Source organism: Paenibacillus sp. P46E, assembly GCF_001909095.1.
Lineage (GTDB): Bacteria > Bacillota > Bacilli > Paenibacillales > Paenibacillaceae > Paenibacillus_AQ > Paenibacillus_AQ helianthi.
The window spans coordinates 113,993-131,183 of the sequence record NZ_LVYZ01000099.1 but is presented as its reverse complement, the minus strand read 5'-3'; the positions used below and the strand labels follow the sequence as shown (position 1 = coordinate 131,183).

General features: G+C 50.0%; 16 protein-coding genes. 2 read left to right on the top strand and 14 right to left on the bottom strand.

Annotated features, from left to right (window positions below; all coding sequences use genetic code 11):
* Positions 1 to 28 precede the first annotated feature (28 nt).
* The 13 genes from A3849_RS30565 to A3849_RS30505 all read right to left on the bottom strand — a co-directional run bounded on the left by A3849_RS30565 (position 29) and on the right by A3849_RS30505 (position 13,968).
* Positions 29 to 1,897 (bottom strand): LTA synthase family protein, encoded by a 1,869-nt coding sequence (locus tag A3849_RS30565; protein WP_074114827.1) that lies wholly within the window; start codon positions 1,895 to 1,897, stop codon positions 29 to 31.
* Positions 1,898 to 1,925: 28 nt separating this feature from the next.
* Positions 1,926 to 2,633, bottom strand: coding sequence for a glycosyltransferase family 2 protein (locus A3849_RS30560; RefSeq protein WP_074114826.1), 708 nt, complete (start codon positions 2,631 to 2,633; stop codon positions 1,926 to 1,928).
* 111 nt (positions 2,634 to 2,744) lie between these two features.
* A complete protein-coding gene (locus A3849_RS30555) occupies positions 2,745 to 3,980 on the bottom strand; it encodes a cation:proton antiporter (protein ID WP_074114825.1) in 1,236 nt (411 codons plus the stop codon).
* A 76-nt stretch (positions 3,981 to 4,056) separates the two neighbouring features.
* Positions 4,057 to 4,434: a monovalent cation/H(+) antiporter subunit G gene (mnhG, locus tag A3849_RS30550; RefSeq protein WP_074114824.1), complete on the bottom strand. Its 378-nt coding sequence runs from the start codon at positions 4,432 to 4,434 to the stop codon at positions 4,057 to 4,059.
* Complete coding sequence (locus A3849_RS30545) at positions 4,418 to 4,711, bottom strand: Na(+)/H(+) antiporter subunit F1 (protein WP_074114823.1); 294 nt, start codon at positions 4,709 to 4,711, stop codon at positions 4,418 to 4,420. Before A3849_RS30545 ends, mnhG begins: the two co-directional genes overlap by 17 nt.
* A complete protein-coding gene (locus A3849_RS30540) occupies positions 4,708 to 5,187 on the bottom strand; it encodes a Na+/H+ antiporter subunit E (protein ID WP_074114822.1) in 480 nt (159 codons plus the stop codon). The genes A3849_RS30545 and A3849_RS30540 overlap by 4 nt, the downstream gene beginning before the upstream one ends.
* 6 nt (positions 5,188 to 5,193) lie before the next feature.
* A complete protein-coding gene (locus A3849_RS30535) occupies positions 5,194 to 6,669 on the bottom strand; it encodes a Na+/H+ antiporter subunit D (protein ID WP_074114821.1) in 1,476 nt (491 codons plus the stop codon).
* Complete coding sequence (locus A3849_RS30530; protein ID WP_074085169.1) at positions 6,666 to 7,001, bottom strand: Na(+)/H(+) antiporter subunit C; 336 nt, start codon at positions 6,999 to 7,001, stop codon at positions 6,666 to 6,668. The genes A3849_RS30535 and A3849_RS30530 overlap by 4 nt, the downstream gene beginning before the upstream one ends.
* 1 nt (position 7,002) lies before the next feature.
* Positions 7,003 to 9,861 carry a Na+/H+ antiporter subunit A gene (locus tag A3849_RS30525; RefSeq protein WP_074114820.1) on the bottom strand — a complete coding sequence of 953 codons (2,859 nt, stop codon included), beginning with the start codon at positions 9,859 to 9,861 and terminating at the stop codon, positions 7,003 to 7,005.
* Positions 9,862 to 9,893: 32 nt separating this feature from the next.
* Entirely contained in the window at positions 9,894 to 10,535 is a 642-nt protein-coding gene (locus A3849_RS30520) for a universal stress protein (RefSeq protein WP_074114819.1), read from the bottom strand.
* 232 nt (positions 10,536 to 10,767) lie between these two features.
* On the bottom strand, positions 10,768 to 11,349 hold the full coding sequence (locus A3849_RS30515) for an NAD(P)H-dependent oxidoreductase (protein WP_074114818.1): 582 nt from the start codon (positions 11,347 to 11,349) through the stop codon (positions 10,768 to 10,770).
* A gap of 82 nt (positions 11,350 to 11,431) precedes the next feature.
* Positions 11,432 to 11,854 carry a MarR family winged helix-turn-helix transcriptional regulator gene (locus A3849_RS30510; RefSeq protein WP_074114817.1) on the bottom strand — a complete coding sequence of 141 codons (423 nt, stop codon included), beginning with the start codon at positions 11,852 to 11,854 and terminating at the stop codon, positions 11,432 to 11,434.
* Between the two features lie 113 nt (positions 11,855 to 11,967).
* Positions 11,968 to 13,968: an oxidoreductase gene (locus tag A3849_RS30505; protein ID WP_074114816.1), complete on the bottom strand. Its 2,001-nt coding sequence runs from the start codon at positions 13,966 to 13,968 to the stop codon at positions 11,968 to 11,970.
* Between the two features lie 175 nt (positions 13,969 to 14,143).
* On the opposite strand from A3849_RS30505, the gene A3849_RS30500 reads away from it, so the two are divergent.
* On the top strand, positions 14,144 to 14,749 hold the full coding sequence (locus A3849_RS30500; RefSeq protein WP_074114815.1) for a TetR/AcrR family transcriptional regulator: 606 nt from the start codon (positions 14,144 to 14,146) through the stop codon (positions 14,747 to 14,749).
* Here A3849_RS30500 and A3849_RS30495 read toward each other — a convergent pair.
* Entirely contained in the window at positions 14,736 to 15,785 is a 1,050-nt protein-coding gene (locus A3849_RS30495; protein ID WP_306010725.1) for a PocR ligand-binding domain-containing protein, read from the bottom strand. The genes A3849_RS30500 and A3849_RS30495 overlap by 14 nt on opposite strands.
* A gap of 269 nt (positions 15,786 to 16,054) precedes the next feature.
* On the opposite strand from A3849_RS30495, the gene A3849_RS30490 reads away from it, so the two are divergent.
* Positions 16,055 to 17,188, top strand: a complete 1,134-nt coding sequence (locus A3849_RS30490) for a glycerol dehydrogenase (protein ID WP_074114814.1) — start codon at positions 16,055 to 16,057, stop codon at positions 17,186 to 17,188.
* Positions 17,189 to 17,191: the final 3 nt, after the last annotated feature.

The following is a 17,191-nucleotide window of genomic DNA, read 5'->3' as shown; positions in this document are numbered from 1 at the left end:
GGGCAAGCCCTATACTTACTGTTCCGGGTTACTGCTGATCCGGCCGGTCCGGAAGCTGCATCAGATAGCTGTTCGACATGTTCAGCAGTCGCTCCGCAGCTTCGAACTGCGCTTCTGTGGAGCCGCCTTGGGTCACCGAATTATCATTTAGACTGTAGTTGCTTCCATCCTCGTAATCATTCCCCGTCAGATAGATGCTCGTGTTATTCACGAAGGAACCTGTAGGCAGGAAATGCCGGAACGGGATCAGGTTGGACGTCGAGTTCAACAGATCCTCACCGAAATGCAGCTGGTTCTGCAGTGGCACTCCCAGCAGATTGGACACTGTCGGCAGGATGTCAATCTGTCCGCCTGTCCGGTCAATGACCGGAGGCAGTGAGCCGCTTGGCGAGTGAACAATGAATGGAATATTGAACATATCCGTATAGCCGTACTCATGTCCGATCATTTCTTTCAACAGATCCTTCTCATCATTGCCAAGCGTATACATCGGCACGCCCTGGTGATCCCCGTAGAATACAATCAGGCTGTCATCCCACAGTCCGCTTGTTTTTAGTTCCTCCAGAAATTGCCCCATCGCATAGTCCGCATAATTCTGGGCCTGAATATAGTCGCCCAGCAACGTCCCCTGATAACGTTCCGGCAGCTTCATCTTGAACTTTTCCTCAGGAAGCCGGAAAGGATGATGTGCACTCATGGAAATGACCATTGCATAGAACGGCTGATCCTTGGCATCAAGTACGGCCAGCTCGGGTACCGTTTTGGCGAAAAGCACCTCATCCGAAGAACCGAACGCGATATGGTCATCATCCCCAAAGAATGACTGGTCATAATATTTATCAAAGCCTATCGCTTTGTACAAGTCTTTGCGGTTCCAGAATTCCACACTATTCGTATGGAACGTAGCCGTATAATATCCGTTCGCACTTAGCAGCTTTGGCAGGCTGGGCACGGATTTTTTCATATAGGGCGATGATGTTGCTGGTTCGTTCTTCGGTACATAAAATGAGGAGTTCACCACGAACTCGGCATCCGAAGTGGTACCCTGGCCCGCATTGGTGTAGAAATTGTTGAAATACGTATTGCTATGCGCCAGCTTGTTGATGTTCGGAGTAATCTCCTGACCGTCAATGGTCAATCCGATCAGGAAGTTCTGGAACGATTCCATCTGGACCACGATCAGATTTTTGCCCTTATCGGCTCCCAGGTACTTCGGTGACTGCGGCGTTTCAGTACCCTTAATCGTATCTACCGCCTGCTGGGTAATCTCCTTGCTGTCAATAAGCTCTTCCTTCTCTGTGCTGTCCGCAAACAGCGTATACACCTCGTAATTCAGGATTCCCATGCTTTCCGCTTTTTTGATCTCGTTCATGCTTGCGTGGTTGGGCCAGATATTGAAGAAGCACAACGCGAGAGAAACGGCGGTGGCACCAAGCAGAACAGGACGGCTGATCCGGTATGTGCCTCTTTCCTTCCATTTGGCAATATATTTGGGACGGAACATCAAGAGCAGGAAGAAGACAATGTCTACAAAAATAAACAGATAATACGGCGTGATCAGAGAATACGTGCTCTCTCCGACCTTGGTAACCTTATCCGCTTGCTGCAGCGCATGGTAGGTGGCGATCACGCCATAATACTTGTAATACATCAGGACGGAAAAATAAATCACCGTAATGAACAAATTGGCTATCATATAATACAAGATCTTCCGTTTGGAAGACAGCCATTCAATCAGACTGAACACAATAATAAAAAAAGGAATTTCGGTAAAAACCATACTCCAGTTCGGACCGTCGCTGAACACGACAAACCAGGCCACGGCGCTTTTGAGCAGAAGCACGAAGCTGAACAAGAGAATCGGCCGATTTAAAATGCCATTCAATGATTTCCTCATGAAAAAATTCATTTCCTTTCACAAAAAATTAATCGCCTTTGATGCGGTAATGGATAACCCTCTTCTGCAGTCTGCCGATAACAACTGCGTCCATAAAGCCTACGAAGATACGGTTAAAAGCACCATAACGGTACCCTCCGTCTTTTCCTCCTTGATGACTCACCGACACCTCAATCACGGAAAAGCCGTTCATCTTCGCAAGCGTCGGCAAATACCGGTGCATCCCGCTGTATAAATGGAAGCTCTCCGCCACTTCACGTCTCATCAGCTTCATAGGGCACTGCGCATCATACAGGCTGTCGCCGGTGAGAAAATTCCGCATCCCGTTAACGAGCCTAAGCAGTGTCCTTCGGAGCAGCGGGCCTTTGCGGTCCATCCGCTTGCCATTCACGAAATCCACCCGTTCTATGAAAGGCATCAGCCGGAAAATGTCCCGGGGATCAGTCTGCATATCCGCATCAAGCAGAGCGATAAGCTCTCCGCCGGACGCTTTCATTCCTGCCCAGATCGCTGCTGTCTGGCCGCAATTTTTCTCGAAATGGATGACCTTCACCGCTGAATCGGACCCGGCGATCTCATCCAGAATACCAACACTGCGGTCCCTGCTGCCGTCGTTGACAAACACAATCTCATAGCTCTCCATCCGGCTCTCCATTGCATTCTTGATGCTGTCATAGAGCTGACGGATACTGTTCTCTTTATTATATAGTGCTGCGACTACAGATAGTCTGATCAAACCGAACCACCCCGGTACTTGGATCTCTCATTTTTCTAACCACATGGACTTCCCCGACAACGGTATCAATACCACTACTGCATTAAATCACAAAGTACTTAGGTTATCAACCTATTTTTGTGTGGAATGGACGTCCTGGGTTAATCCAAGTTTTTTCACCAGCGGCTTGATCGACAGTCCCTGGACCAGTAATGAGAACAGCACAACACTGAACGTCAGTACCAATATATCCTGCCTTCCTTCAAAGGACATTGGCAGACTCAGGGCAAGCGCAATGGACAAGCTTCCCTTCAAGCCGCCCCAATTCAACACACTTTTCCAGGAACCCGGGAAGTTTCTAAGAGCAGCAAGGCTTGCGTAGAGCGCTATGGTTCTACCCAGCAGTACGATCACAATCGCAGCGAGAATAAGCCACCACTTATCGGAGAAGTTAATATTCTTAATTTCCAGGCCAATCATCAGGAAGATCAGGGAATTCGCTACGAGGGTGATCACATCCCAAAAGGAATTAATGTTCATCTTCGTTGTTTCGGACATGCCGACCCGTGCTCCATAATTGCCAAAGATCAGCCCGCTTACCGCTACAGCAATAACACCCGAGACCTCAAAATGCTCTGAAATGAAATAGCTCCCAAAAAACAGCAGCATGGAAAAGCCAATCTCCAGCGGAAAATCATCATAGAGGCGGATCAGCTGGGAAAATACATAGCCCATAATGGCACCGACGAGAATGCCCCCCAGTGCAAACTTCAGAAAGAGCAATATTCCGCTGCCGATTCCCGCCCAGCCCATCTCCATGTAAGACAGCAGGTATACGGATGAAATCTGGAACAGCACAACCGCAATACCGTCGTTAAACAGCGACTCCCCTTCGATGATGGTCACAATATTCTTGGGGACGCCTAGTGATTTGAAGATCGAAATCACGCTGATGGGGTCCGTTGCGCTCATCAACGCTGCAAACGTAAAGGACACGATTAGAGGAAGTCCCAAGCCCCAATATACCGACAAGCCGATAATGAGAAAAGACAACAAGGTTCCGCCAAAGGCCAAAGCCATCACCGGCTTACGCTGTTCCATCAGATGGGAAAAAGGCAGCTTCAGGGTTGCGTCTCCTAGGAGAATAGGAAGGAATAATGAGATAATAATCGCCTGAAACACGTGAGATTGTGTAATAAAAACCTCTGCATCCTCCAGTACAGGGACACGAACCAACCCCAGAAAAAGTCCCACCATGACCAGCGCAATAGAGTATGGTTGATTGACCTTTTTTGCAACCGCAATAACGCCGATGGATATGGCAAGCAGGATCAGGACCTGGATAAATGTTTCATCGAAGTGATTCATACGGCACCCCATTTTACAATTTTCGAACCCATACCAAGTTTCTTCGATTATACTTCAGTACTTCTATAGCATACACTTATTTATCCTTAGAACCGGACTGCTTCGTCCCGTTCTTCTCCAGTACCGGCTTCAGGTCATCCTGCACGCTTCCCTTCCATAAAGGCACACCGGAGCGGTAAGCCGCCCGGCCATTCAGATGACCGGCTACCGGGGAGGTGATGAAGACAAACACAATCGCCAGCAGCAGCTTAATACTGACTATATTTATATAGAAGAAAAAAAATAGAAAGGCTCCTGTCAGCACACATAATACGCCCAGCGTAGCACTCTTGGTCGCGGCATGAGACCGTAAGTAGACATCCGGAAGCCGGACCAGCCCAAACGCGCCAAGCCCGCAAAACAATGCACCCAACAGCACCAGAACCGCAATCAGCAGCTCACCGATCAAGCTCATCACCCCCCTGATCAATAACCGCTTCTCTTTCAATATATCTTGCTAATGCCGTTGTTCCGATAAAGGTCAGAATCCCAATCACAAGGACAATTTCAATATAATCCTCAGTCTTCTGCAGTATGCTCAGCACCGCAATCACCGCCAGCAGATTGATGCCGATGGTGTCCAGGGCAGCAATCCGGTCTGAACGGGTCGGTCCCAGAATCAGCCGGTACAGGCAGGCCAGCATGGCTAGTGCCAGAATAATCAGCGCAAGTTGAAGCAGGACAGATATCATAGCCGGGTCACCTCCATAATCGCTTTTTCAAAGGTTCCCTGGATCTGGCGGGAGAGCTGGCCGGCATCTTCAATATCCATGGCATGAATATAGAGAGTCTGGCCGCTGCCCGAGACTTCCAGTGTAAGCGTCCCTGGTGTCAGACAAATGAGGCAGGACAGCAGCGTAACCTCAAAGTCAGAGCTCAGTGCGGTTTCATAAGCGAAGATCCCCGGGCGGACTGTCAGTCTGGGCCGGAGAATTTGCCGGATGACCGCGAAGCTGGATAACACCAGTTCCCGCAGGAACAGCGCCAGCAGCTTCACAATGGACCACACGCGTTTCAAATAGAGCGGTTCGGGCAGGAATTTGTGCAGCACCACCAGAAGTCCGCACCCCAGCAGATAGCCAATTCCAAAGCTTGAGCCTGAGCCGTCGCCGGTCAGCATCATCCACAGAAACGCAGTCATCAGGTTTAATAAGATTTGAACAGCCATCTTCATCTACTCCTTCAATACAGCTTCAATATAGAGCCGGGGGGAACCAAGCACTTCCCCTGCCTGAGATACATAGGAATTCACCCACTCCGCTCCAAGGCCCATAACGATGACCAGAAAGAGGAGTCCGGCTGCTACCGCCGTTCCGCCTTTTAGATTCACCTTGGGCAATTCCTTGTCTGGCATGTTGCCCCAGAAGGCCAGCCTGAACACTTTGACCAGTGAGTACAGCACAAGCAGACTGGAGCCTAGTCCGATAAGGGATAACATCAACATACCTGAATCCAGTCCTCCCCGGATGATCAGCACTTTGCCGGGAAATCCGCTGAAGGGCGGGATACCGGCAAGCGTTAGTGCCAGCGCAAAAAAACTCCAGCCCAGCACCGGATAACGTTTGATCAGCCCCCCCATGCCGGATAACCGATCCGTGCCCGCAGCGGCAATGATTAACCCGCCCAGAATGAACATGAGACCTTTGCCCAGCATATCATGCAGCAGATAATAGACCATTCCATTGAGCGCATCCGGTGTTCCCGCGGATAAACCGAAGGCAATAAAACCCACACTGATAATGACGTTATAATTCAGGATGCGGGGGATATCATTATAGGCGACAGCACCCATTGCGCCCAGAATCATGGTAGCCGCCGCCATCCAGGCCATCCAGCCGTTCGTAAAATGAGGATCACCAGTAAAAATAAGCGTAAACGTCCGAATAATTGCGTACAGCCCCACTTTGGTCAAAAGTGCTCCAAATAAGGCACGGACCGCGGAAGGCGGCGCACTGTAAGAACCGGGGAGCCAGAAAAAAAGGAACAGCCCGGCCTTCAGAGCGAAAACAGTCAAGAACAGCACAGCGATCACATTCAGAACACCGCTTTGTCCGGTCTCAGCTATACGCTGGGACAATTGAGCCATATTCAGTGTACCCACTGCCGCATACAGATAGGCGACAGCCGCTACAAAGAGCGTTGAAGAGACAATGTTGACCAAGAGATATTTTGCGGTTTCCCGAAGCTGATGTTTCGTTCCGCCCAGGGAGATCATCGCGTAAGACGAGATCAGCATGACTTCAAAAAAGACGAACAAATTGAAGATGTCACCTGTCAGAAATGAACCGTATACGCCTACGAGCAGAAAGTGGAAGAAAGAATAGTAATAGAACCTTTCCCGCTCCGTGCCAATACTGGTGAATGAATAGAGCAGAATCCCCAGACTCACGGCTGAAGCCGTCAGTACAAGCAGCGCTGCAAACATATCTCCTACCAGGACAATACCATATGGCGGAGCCCAACCGCCCATATGTAAAGTCTGTATGCCCTTCTCGTGGATACGGGAAACCAGTACACAGGATAGAACGAGATTCAGAATGCCGCTGAATATGCTTATGAACCGCTGCAGCAGCACCTTTTCTTTCAGAAACATCAGGATAACAGCGGTGCACAAGGGAATAAGAATCGGCAGAACCAGGAGATTATTCATTGTTCCTCCTCCCGGACAGAATCCATGTCATCCGTCCCGTGTGCCTGATAAGCACGGTAGGCAAGCACAAAGAAGAAGGCTGTTACACCGAAGCTGATCACGATGGATGTCAGAATCAGCGCCTGCGGCAATGGATCTGCATAGGCTTCCGCCTCGTTACCAAGTAAGGGTGCTGCCCCTTTTTTTAGTCCGGCCATAGTCAGAAGAAGCAGATGGACGCCATGAGTAAGCAAGGAAGTACCGAGTACAATCCGCAGCAGGGTTTTGGATAAAATCAAATACACACCGACCGTAAATAAAATACCAACCGCTACAGCCATCATCCATTCCATTTTACTCATCCCCTCCTATGGTAAAGATAATGTTCATCGTCACGCCGACGACCGCCAGATAGACTCCGAGATCGAACAGAACGGCTGTCGCAAGCTCTGTATCCCCTAGCAGCGGCAGATCAAAATGTCCAAAGGAATGGCTCAGGAATGGCACTCCAAAAACAAAGGAACCAGCCGCTGTCAGAATAGCGACCAGCAGGCCCACCGCTGTGAGGATACGGTAATTGACCGGAAGAAATTTGCGGACGGGTTCAATTCCCAGTGAAATCGCCATCAGAATCAAGCCGGCAGACGTCATCAGAGCACCAATGAAGCCGCCGCCCGGATGATTATGTCCGGCAAAGAATAAATACAGCGAGAAGGTAAGAATGATTAACACAATTCCCTTGGACATCGTCCGCAGAATCACATCATTGCTGCGCAGCGGAAACCAATAGGCTGCCGGTTTGGTTTTCTTCGCCTGCATTATAGCCTCTGGCTCCATTCTCAGATGGACCAGTCCATAAATCCCAAGGGACGCAATGCCAAGAACCATAATTTCGAACAGGGTATCGAAGCCTCTGAAATCTACCAGGATAACATTCACAACATTTTTGCCGCCGGCCTGGGAATAGCTTTCATTCAGGAAAAATTCCGAAATCGGAGTAAAGGGGCTGCTCCCCATGGCTGCCAGTGCAACCAGTGTCATCGTCAATCCGACACCTGCAGCGATGATAAGATTCAGCCATTTGAAGGAAGCTTTCTCCTTCTCCTGCTTCAGCTTCGGCAAATATTTGAAGCACAGCAGGAACAGAATCACTGATACGGTCTCCACAATCATTTGTGTCAAGGCAAGATCTGGAGCTCGGAAGATCACAAACAGCAAGGTCACCATGTAGCCGACCGCACCTGTGAACAGAATGGCATTGACTCTCGACTTCGCAAAAGGGACAGCGAAGGCGGCAACCAGCATGACTGCAACTACTGCCACTTCGTACATGGAGATGGGAGCGTAGTCCTTCATTCCCAGGGTGACCCCCTGTGCTCCTAGCAGTGTACTTCCGAGGGCAATAATGAAAAACCCAAAGATATACAACAGATAATTCCGGTTGCTCCCGGTCATATACAGATTAGTGAGGCGGGCTGACCCGCTTTCTAAGGTGCGAAGTCCAAGATCATACATGCGGTTAAGCGAATCCCGTCCGCTCCACTCACGATCCAGTATCCGCAATCTTCCATAGCCTCTATACAACAGCATACCGGCAGCGACCACACCCAGAGTCATGAAGATTTCCGGTGTCCAGCCATGCCAGAAATGAATCGGGACATGTAGACTCTCTTCCGGCGGCAACAGCCCGTATTGAATCGAAGCTACTGCCGGTTCAATTAAGGATGAGCTCAGCAGATCCGGGAAGAAGGCAAAGAAGACAGCCAGGGAAACAAGCAGTACCGGGGAGAACAACAGCCCCGGCGGAGCTTCATGCGGCACTTTATCCAGCTTCCCGGGCTGCAGCTTGCCGGTGAACGTTTTGAAGACCAGAATCATGCTGTACACAAAGGTAAATACGCTCGCTATCCAGGCAATGACGGGAAACAGCACAAGCCAGGACTGTGTACTCCAAATATCCAGCTCACGAATATCCATCACGGCGGTGAAGAACATTTCCTTGCTCAGGAAGCCGCTGAACGGCGGAAGCCCGGCCATGGAAAAGGCTCCAATGAGCGCAACGGAAAAGGTGACCGGCATAAGGGACATTAAGCCTCCCAGCTTGCGCAGATCCCTTGTATTCGTCTCATGGTCTACAATCCCAACGACCATAAACAGGGTACCCTTGAACACGGCATGGTTGATCAGATGAAAGACAGCGGCCGCAGTAGCCATCGCATAGAATACTGACTCCTCTGTACCGGAGAAAAAGGCTGCGGCAGAACCAAGCCCCAGCAGGCACATAATTAATCCCAGCTGGCTGACGGTAGAAAAGGCCAACATGGCCTTCAGATCGGTTTGCCTGATGGCTTTGAACGAGCCAAATAAGAGAGTAACCAGGCCTACCAGTGAGACCAGCCAGAACCATTCCGGTTGTCCGGCAAATACAGGAGTAAGCCTCGCTACCAGATACAGGCCTGCTTTGACCATCGTTGCCGAATGGAGATATGCACTGACCGGAGTCGGCGCCTCCATTGCGTCAGGAAGCCAGATATGAAACGGAAACTGCGCCGATTTGGTAAAAGCCCCCAAAAGGATCAGCAGCATGGCGGGCAGGAACATCGGCTCTTCTGACAGCTGGCTGGCAACTCCGATAATCTCCCGGACGCTGTAGGTTCCGCTCATCACATAGAGCAGGTTGAACCCGGCAAACATCGCCAGTCCGCCGAACACGGTGATCAGCATCGATTTGAGCGCTCCATAGCGGGATCTTTCCCGGCGGTGCCAGAAGGCAATTAGCAGAAAAGAAGTAATACTGGTCAGCTCCCAGAACCCGTAGAGCACCATCAGGTTGTCAGACAACACTACGCCCAGCATTGCTCCCATGAACATAAGCAGATACATATAAAAGTTACGGATCGATTCCATCCGCTTATCTAGATAATAGATGGAATATAGAACTACGAGAGCACCCATCCCTGTGATTAGCAGGGCGAATAACAGACTCAGTCCATCCAGCACCAGGGTAATATCCATTCCCAGCGAAGGTATCCAGGATACCGTGTCAACCGTATTGTCTCCAGCTCGGACGCCGGGTACCTTCATCAGGAAGTACACAAAAAGAGCTGCTGGAACTGGCAGTACCGCCCAGCCTGTATGAAGACGCGGAATACGTTTAACGAGCGGGATCAGAACAGCCAGCAGAAATGGAATCAAGATCACAGCATGCAGCACAGCTTAGCACTCCCCCTCTTCACTTAAGTAATCTATTTGCCCGGCTTTACCCAGACACCCTGCACAATCCGCAAATACTGCGCTTCACCGTCCTCGACCCTTTTGAACAGGCCGCTATTAAAATCGGTATCCAGTTCACGGAAAAACATGCCTTTAACTGTTTCTTCCCCTTCAGACTCATCCGCAAGCACATACGTTTCCCCCTGCTTCACCAGATAAGCGGTAAAGCCTTGTTCGTGGGACTGTTCCAAGAGATCCGGATAGCGCTGTACAGCGACGATATGGAGATCAATAGGGCCAAGCAGTTCAACCAAATCATTGATAAAATTTCCCCGGGTAATCTCCTGCCATAAAGTCTGACCAGACTTACCGATAATAATCTGCGTGACTCCCCGCTCCCGCGCGGTTTCCATAATCACTTCGGCGGGTTTCCTCCCCTGGCATTTCCGGACCAGAAATTCTCCCCCGGCTTCCTTGGCGAGTGTCTCCCACCCGGAGAGATATCGCTCCTTCTCCAGGTTGTACTCATTATCCTTAGACGAATCTACAGTGAGCACACATAAAGGGGCGCTCAGTAACTTAGATAAATGGCTTCCTCTTTGAATCAGCCGCTGTCCGTGCGGGCCATAGTGGACACATACCATAATGCTTTCGCTGCTCGGTCTAAGGGTCATCCCTCTTCCTCCTGCCTTAAATTTCCATAAAAAACGCAAAAAGAGCCCGCTGTTGGCAGGCTCCTCCGGGTATATCCGTATACAATTACATTGATTATATAGGTTACTGGGATGATTGTAAAGGAACAGGCGGGTCAGCTACCAGCTTTAAGATCAGATGTCGCTGTCTTTCCACGCCTGTAATATACCCTTTCCCCGGATAATTATGATCTATTATAGAGTTACTCAGAGATTAGAACAGAGCGGTTACCGTCTCCTCCACCTGAACCAGAATTTCATCCAGAGCGGCCTGTCCGACCGAAGGAATGCTGCCAAACAGCAGATGCTCCACCATTTCGATGCCTGTAAAGTCGAAAATCCCGGTATCGGATGTGATTTTGAGTCCCGCTGTCATTCCGATTGAGTCATAGATTTCTTTTGGCGTGCCGTGTGTATTGATAATGAGCCCTTTCTTGCCAGTGAGCAGCTTATCTATACCAGTTGCCCCATAGGCATATGCGAATCCGTAGGAAAATACCCGGTCCACGTAACCTTTGAGAATGGCAGGCAGCCCGGTCCACCAGATCGGGTAAATAAAGGTCACGACATCCGCCTCAGTAATAAACTTCTGTTCGGTAAGAATGTCAACTGGAGTGTTCCCGTTACGCATCGCTTCAGTATCCTCAGGCTTCAGCACGGGCTGAAAGTTAAGGGCGTACAAATCGCGCACAACAACTTCATGCCCCTTTTTCTTCAGTGCCTGGACAGTGGTTTCCAGAATTGCATGGTTAAAGCTCTCAGCACTAGGATGGGCATAGACAACTAAATGTTTCATTTTGATTACCTCCGGTTTTATGGTTGGGTTGAACGGCTTATTCTTAGTTTACATAGATATCTATATTTATATACAAAAAAATTTAGAATCTTCTATAGATATGCTCCAAAAGAAATTCGAGATCTTCCTGCTGTGCAGGATTCAGACCTCCATACAGCGCCTCATTCAGCGTATCGGATATTTCCTGGAACGCTTGCTGTAAGGCAATGCCTTTATCTGTAAGCTTAACAAAAGTAATTCTGCTATCCTCCCCGTTCTTGAATCTGCAGACATATTCCAGCCGCTCCAGCTTGTTGACCAGAACTGTTATTGTAGGCTGTGTGAGATGAACCTTAAGCGCAAGCTCCTTAATAGAGAGGCTGTCCTGCTGATACAGATGCACCAGAACATCTCCGTGGGAAGGAACGATATCCTTGATGCCGCGCTTCTCAAGCTCAGAGACGATCAGCTTGTGGGCCTCGGAGCGGATCTTGCCGATAAGTGACAGTGCGTTATAGTTAGGCATGGCTCTATTATACATAGATATCTATATATTTTCAAGTAAAAAATAAGCTGAAGAACTTCCCGTCTTCCTCAGCGGGGGCGTCCTTCAGCTTACTTTCACATTAAATTCGGCGATTAAATATTTTTGACCACTTCATAAGCATCCCAGACCGCATACATAATATTCTGAACCTGCTTGGCATCTCCCAGCAGATACGTTTCCGGAAGCTCTTGACTCAGCTCGTCATACAACTTCTTCTGTGGGGCATAGCCTACGGCCAGAATCGCTGAATCTGCGGCAACTACTCTTTCCTCGCCTGCTTTATTTCTCAGCACAAAGCCCCCTGCATCCGCGCCGGCTACCACGGTATCCGTAAGCAATTCGATATCTTTAAATGCCACCAGATCACGGAGCATATCTTCATTGGCATGGCATAGCGGGCCGCCAATCGTCAGAATGTCATCCTGCATTTCTACGAGAGTGACTTTCTTTCCTTGCTCTTCGAGCCATAATGCCGTTTCGCAGCCAACCAGTCCACCGCCGATGATAATCGTGGAATCTCCCGCATCCTTTTGACCCAGCAGAACCTCTTCCGCAGTATACACGTTGGAGGAATCTCCGATGGTGAAGCTTTTTGGCGTTGAGCCTGTGGCAAAGATGACAGCATCCGCACCGCTCGCTGCGATAATGTCCGAAGTAACCTCACTGTTCAGACGAAGGTCAATACCCAGCGCCTTCAGTTCAACTCCATACCAGTCGGCCAGCAAATGGTCATCCTCTTTGAACCCTGGTACGCCTCCGGGGATCAGATTGCCGCCCAGACGGCTGCTCTTCTCATGCAATGTGACCTGATGCCCGCGGGTTGCAGCCACGCGCGCTGCCTCACAACCAGCGGGACCGCCGCCGATGACCAGCACACGCTTCGGCTGCTCAGCCTTGCCGATGGCATAATCCTTCTCGCGTCCGCAGGCCGGATTAACGGCACAGGAGATCGCAGCATAGGAAGCAAGCCGGCCCATACAGCCCTCCTGGCAAGACAGGCACGGACGAATCCGCTCGATTTGACCCGCCCAGATCTTGTTGGGAATATCGGCATCCGCCAGCAGCGGACGGCCCAGCGCGATCATATCGGTTGCTCCGTCACGGATGGCATCGCTGGCCCGGTCCGGATCATCCAGTCTTCCGGCGGTGATTACAGGAACCTTAAGAATGCTTTTTAGAATTTTATTGTATGGCAGGTAGAGTCCCTTCTCCTGATACATAGGCGGATGCGCCCAATACCAGGAATCATAGGAGCCCACATCCCCGTTAAATGCATCGTATCCGGCTTCTTCCAGGATCAGTGCCGCTTCAATCCCTTCTTCAATATCCCGGCCCTGCTCGGTGAATTCCTCGCCGGGAAGCCCGCCCTGCCGCCAGTCCTTGATGAAGCTCTTGATGCTGTAGCGCAGCGAGACCGGATAATCCTGACCGCATTCCGCTTTGATCGCCTGGACAACTTGGGTGGCGAACCGCAGACGGTTGCGCAGGCTTCCCCCATATTCATCGGTCCGCTGGTTGAAGAAGGAAATAGCAAATTGGTCGAGCAGGTAGCCTTCATGCACGGCATGAATCTCTATTCCGTCGAACCCGGCTTTTTTGGCAATCGCAGCAGATTCAGCAAATTTTCTTATATAGGTATGGATTTCCTCAATCGTGAGCTCACGGCAGGTTACATCCGGCAGCCAACGGTGAGGAATCGGTGAAGGTGCTACAGCAGTCTTGCCTACAATCGAAGGAATGCTTACACGCCCGAAGCCAGCGGACAGCTGCAGAAAGATTTTTGCCCCATAGGCATGAATCCGTTCGGTCATCATCTTGCCGGTCTTGATGAAATGGTACGGGTTGAGCGTTGGACAAGGCATGGACGGCAATGCGCATTTCTCAATCTCATTCTCGACCATCGTCACACCTGTCATCAGCAGGCCGGTGCCGCCTTTGGCACGTTCCACATAATATTCCACGCCGCGCTCATTGAATGTTCCATCCGCATTGCAGAGTCCGCCGGGTCCCATCGGGGCCATCACGAATCTGTTTTTCAACTCCAGCTTGCCGATTTTGAACGGTTCAAATAAAATTCTGTGGCTGTCCTTCACTGTAAGTCCTCCCAGAAATCATATCAGGTTATTTTCGGTGAATGCATTCACTGAATATATTCATTATAGATCCATAACACACTAAATAATGTGATTATTTTCACTAAGTTGAATTGACAAAAGAAAGCCAAACCCCTACATTAAAAATAGATTATCCAGGACGGAGTGTACCAAAATGCTTAAGAATAAACCTTTAACCTCCAGGCAGCTGCAGAGTATCCAGACCAAAAGCAACTTGTTCGAAAGTGCCGTTAAGCTAATGCAGCAGCACTCCCTGGAGGACATTACGATCGCTGAGATTTGCCGTGGTGCCAATGTTTCCGTAGGTTCCTTCTATAACTACTTCTCCACCAAAAGTGACATTCTCGTTGAAATGTACGAGCAGGCTGACGGATTTTTTGACCAGAAATTCAGAGGACTTGAGCCTTCGGCTTCAATACAGAATGATATTGTGGACTATTTCAAAATCTATGCGGAATACAATCTGAATGTGGGCATCGAAACGATAAAGCAACTGTACACCTGCAACAACAAGTTGTTCATCGCCAAGGGACGCTATATGCAGAATGTTCTGCAGGCGCTGCTGGAGAAAGGGCAAGCACACAGGCAGCTCATAGACAGCATGTCAGCCGAGGAAATGACGGAGTATCTGTTCATCGCCGCGCGCGGCGTCATCTACAATTGGTGTCTGCATGAAGGCGGCTACGATCTGGAGCGGAAAATGGAAGAATACATGGCCCGGCTGGTAGTAGTTTTGTTAAAAGTCCCTACTTTGCCCTGACTAATGAGCGGTAGGCTGCCGGTGTCAGCTGCTCGTGTTTTTTGAAGATTTTGATGAAATATCCGGCATCGCAAAAGCTGAGCTGATCACTGATCTGATTGATCGACAGCTCCGTCGTTTCCAGAAGCTGTTTGGCCCAATTCATTTTGAGCCGGGAGATATAGACGGAGAAGTTCTCTCCGCTCTCTCTAACGAATAACCGGCTAAAATAACTGGGACTGATATGGCAGAGCTGCCCCATCTTCTCCAGCGTGAAATTCTCATGCTTGTGGCTGTAGATATAATCGAAGGCCGGTTGCAGGACTGGATTGGAGCAGCTTGCCATGGGAACGGCTGGAGTCGCTAATGATGGAACTCCGCTTCCAGTAAGTACACCTGCACCGCTCTGCTCCTTATCCCCCGCTTGAACAGCTATATACCCCGAATCTGCCAGTGCCTTATTGGACATAATATCAGCTGATGGTGCAGCTTGGGTCTGCTGGTACAAATCCATAATTTCATTCTTCCGGCTCGCTTCTTCAACAATATAATTGCACAGATGGGACAGCATCCCGGCTATAGACTCCACTTGTGAATATGGCATCACGGGCAGCTGAGCATATTCCTCTCTTAAGGCTGCGAATGTGCCAGTGCTCCCCGGCGTATCCGGACGGGATACAATTTGCTCCAGCCGCGAGTCATCGTTCCCGGCCAGCCTAACCTGCCCCGCCATCACAGCTCCAACATACTGGTTGTCAACCGTTATGGGAATCGCTATATCCAGAATATTGAAGTGGCATAAATACACATAAGGCTCATTCAGCCGGACGGCCTCCAGTCCCCCGCGCGCATCACATTTCTGACAGTAAGAGGATAGCTCCGCATCCTGGCGCACCACCTGACAGAAGGATTGGCAGCGGCTGTGCCGGGAGACCGGAACCCCTTTATAATCCACTGTGATTATAGCCATTTGTGTGACAAGAGACAGGGAATCCTGAAGCGCATTCCATTTCTCTAGATCAATAATTGACTTTAGATCATATTTCGACTGCATCATAATCCGGTCCCCATCTCTGGCAGAATTACACCTGTTCTATTCTTGAATTATATCGAATCCTGCCACCTAAGGACAAGATAATTATATTTTCATGGGAAATAACAAAAATTTACGATCTGAAAACGCTTAAATTCGCTAGTTTCCTTCCATGCATCTGTCACAGCCCCTGTCTATAATGTAGATATACGAAAGCATAGGCTTCCGAGGCCAGTTTTGTATGAATTCTGATCAAGGAAGCGTTGCTCACAAAACTTTAGGAGGAATAAGTCATGAGAAAAGTGTTCATCAGCCCTACCAAGTATATCCAGGGGGAAGACGAGCTGCTTAACCTGGGGTATTTTGTGAAAACCTTCGGAGACTCGGCCCTGCTGATCGCCCACCCGGACGATGTGCAGCGGGTCCAAGCCAAGCTGGATGCCACTAGCAGTAAGTTCGGGATCACTTTGATTACGGGCAATTTCCACGGAGAGTGCTCACGCCAGGAAGTTGCCAGGCTGCAGGCGCTGGCCCGTGAACATACTTGTGCCTGTACGATTGGCCTAGGCGGAGGCAAAGCGATTGATACCGCCAAATGCGTAGCCGAAGGAGATGGCTTAATCATCGTTCCTACCATTGCTGCGACAGACGCACCAACCAGCCACTCAGCTGTCCTATATACACCGGAAGGCGCATTTGACGACTACGCTTATTTCAAACAAAGCCCATCCGTAGTCATGATCGATACAACCATCATCGCCGAAGCCCCTACGAGGTTCCTGGTATCCGGAATGGGAGATGCTTTGTCTACTTATTTTGAGGCAAGAGCTACTTCGCGGTCCTTCTCCAACGTAAATGCCGGACTCCCCTGCGGTGTGCGTGAAGGCGTGAGTACAGAGGGCAAAGGAACCAAAGCCGCTCTTGCACTGGCCCGGGTATGCTATGAAACTCTGCTGGAGGACGGCGTTCAGGCCAAGCTCGCTTGTGATCAGAATGTGGTTACGCCTGCACTGGAAAATATCATTGAGACCAACATCTTGTTATCCGGTCTCGGCTTTGAGAGCAGCGGACTTGCAGCAGCGCATGCCATCCACAATGGTCTGACTGTGCTGGAGGGCAGCCATCATTATTACCATGGCGAGAAAGTAGCCTTCAGTACTCTCGCCCAGCTGGTGCTGGAGAATGCAGACAGCCGCGAAATCCAGGAAGTACTCGCTTTCTGCGTTTCGGTAGGTCTTCCTGTATGCCTTGCAGACATTGGCGTTCAATCCATTACAAAAGAAGAACTGCTGGACGTCGCCCGCAAAGCCTGCATCCCGGAAGAATCAATCCACTCCATGCCATTCCCGGTCACACCGGAAGCGGTAGCTGCGGCGATTACGGTTGCCGACCAGCTGGGTCAGGCCTTCAAGAAAGGCAGGGTATAGACG

Coding starts and splice junctions, on each gene's coding strand:
- A3849_RS30515 (WP_074114818.1), bottom strand. CDS start 11,349: ATGAAACATTTAGTTGTCTATGCCCATCCTAGTGCTGAGAGCTTTAAC.
- A3849_RS30520 (WP_074114819.1), bottom strand. CDS start 10,535: ATGACCCTTAGACCGAGCAGCGAAAGCATTATGGTATGTGTCCACTAT.
- A3849_RS30555 (WP_074114825.1), bottom strand. CDS start 3,980: ATGAATCACTTCGATGAAACATTTATCCAGGTCCTGATCCTGCTTGCC.
- A3849_RS30545 (WP_074114823.1), bottom strand. CDS start 4,711: ATGATATCTGTCCTGCTTCAACTTGCGCTGATTATTCTGGCACTAGCC.
- A3849_RS30500 (WP_074114815.1), top strand. CDS start 14,144: ATGCTTAAGAATAAACCTTTAACCTCCAGGCAGCTGCAGAGTATCCAG.
- A3849_RS30490 (WP_074114814.1), top strand. CDS start 16,055: ATGAGAAAAGTGTTCATCAGCCCTACCAAGTATATCCAGGGGGAAGAC.
- A3849_RS30540 (WP_074114822.1), bottom strand. CDS start 5,187: ATGGCTGTTCAAATCTTATTAAACCTGATGACTGCGTTTCTGTGGATG.
- A3849_RS30565 (WP_074114827.1), bottom strand. CDS start 1,897: ATGAGGAAATCATTGAATGGCATTTTAAATCGGCCGATTCTCTTGTTC.
- mnhG (WP_074114824.1), bottom strand. CDS start 4,434: ATGAGCTTGATCGGTGAGCTGCTGATTGCGGTTCTGGTGCTGTTGGGT.
- A3849_RS30510 (WP_074114817.1), bottom strand. CDS start 11,854: ATGCCTAACTATAACGCACTGTCACTTATCGGCAAGATCCGCTCCGAG.
- A3849_RS30495 (WP_306010725.1), bottom strand. CDS start 15,785: ATGATGCAGTCGAAATATGATCTAAAGTCAATTATTGATCTAGAGAAA.
- A3849_RS30535 (WP_074114821.1), bottom strand. CDS start 6,669: ATGAATAATCTCCTGGTTCTGCCGATTCTTATTCCCTTGTGCACCGCT.
- A3849_RS30530 (WP_074085169.1), bottom strand. CDS start 7,001: ATGGAATGGATGATGGCTGTAGCGGTTGGTATTTTATTTACGGTCGGT.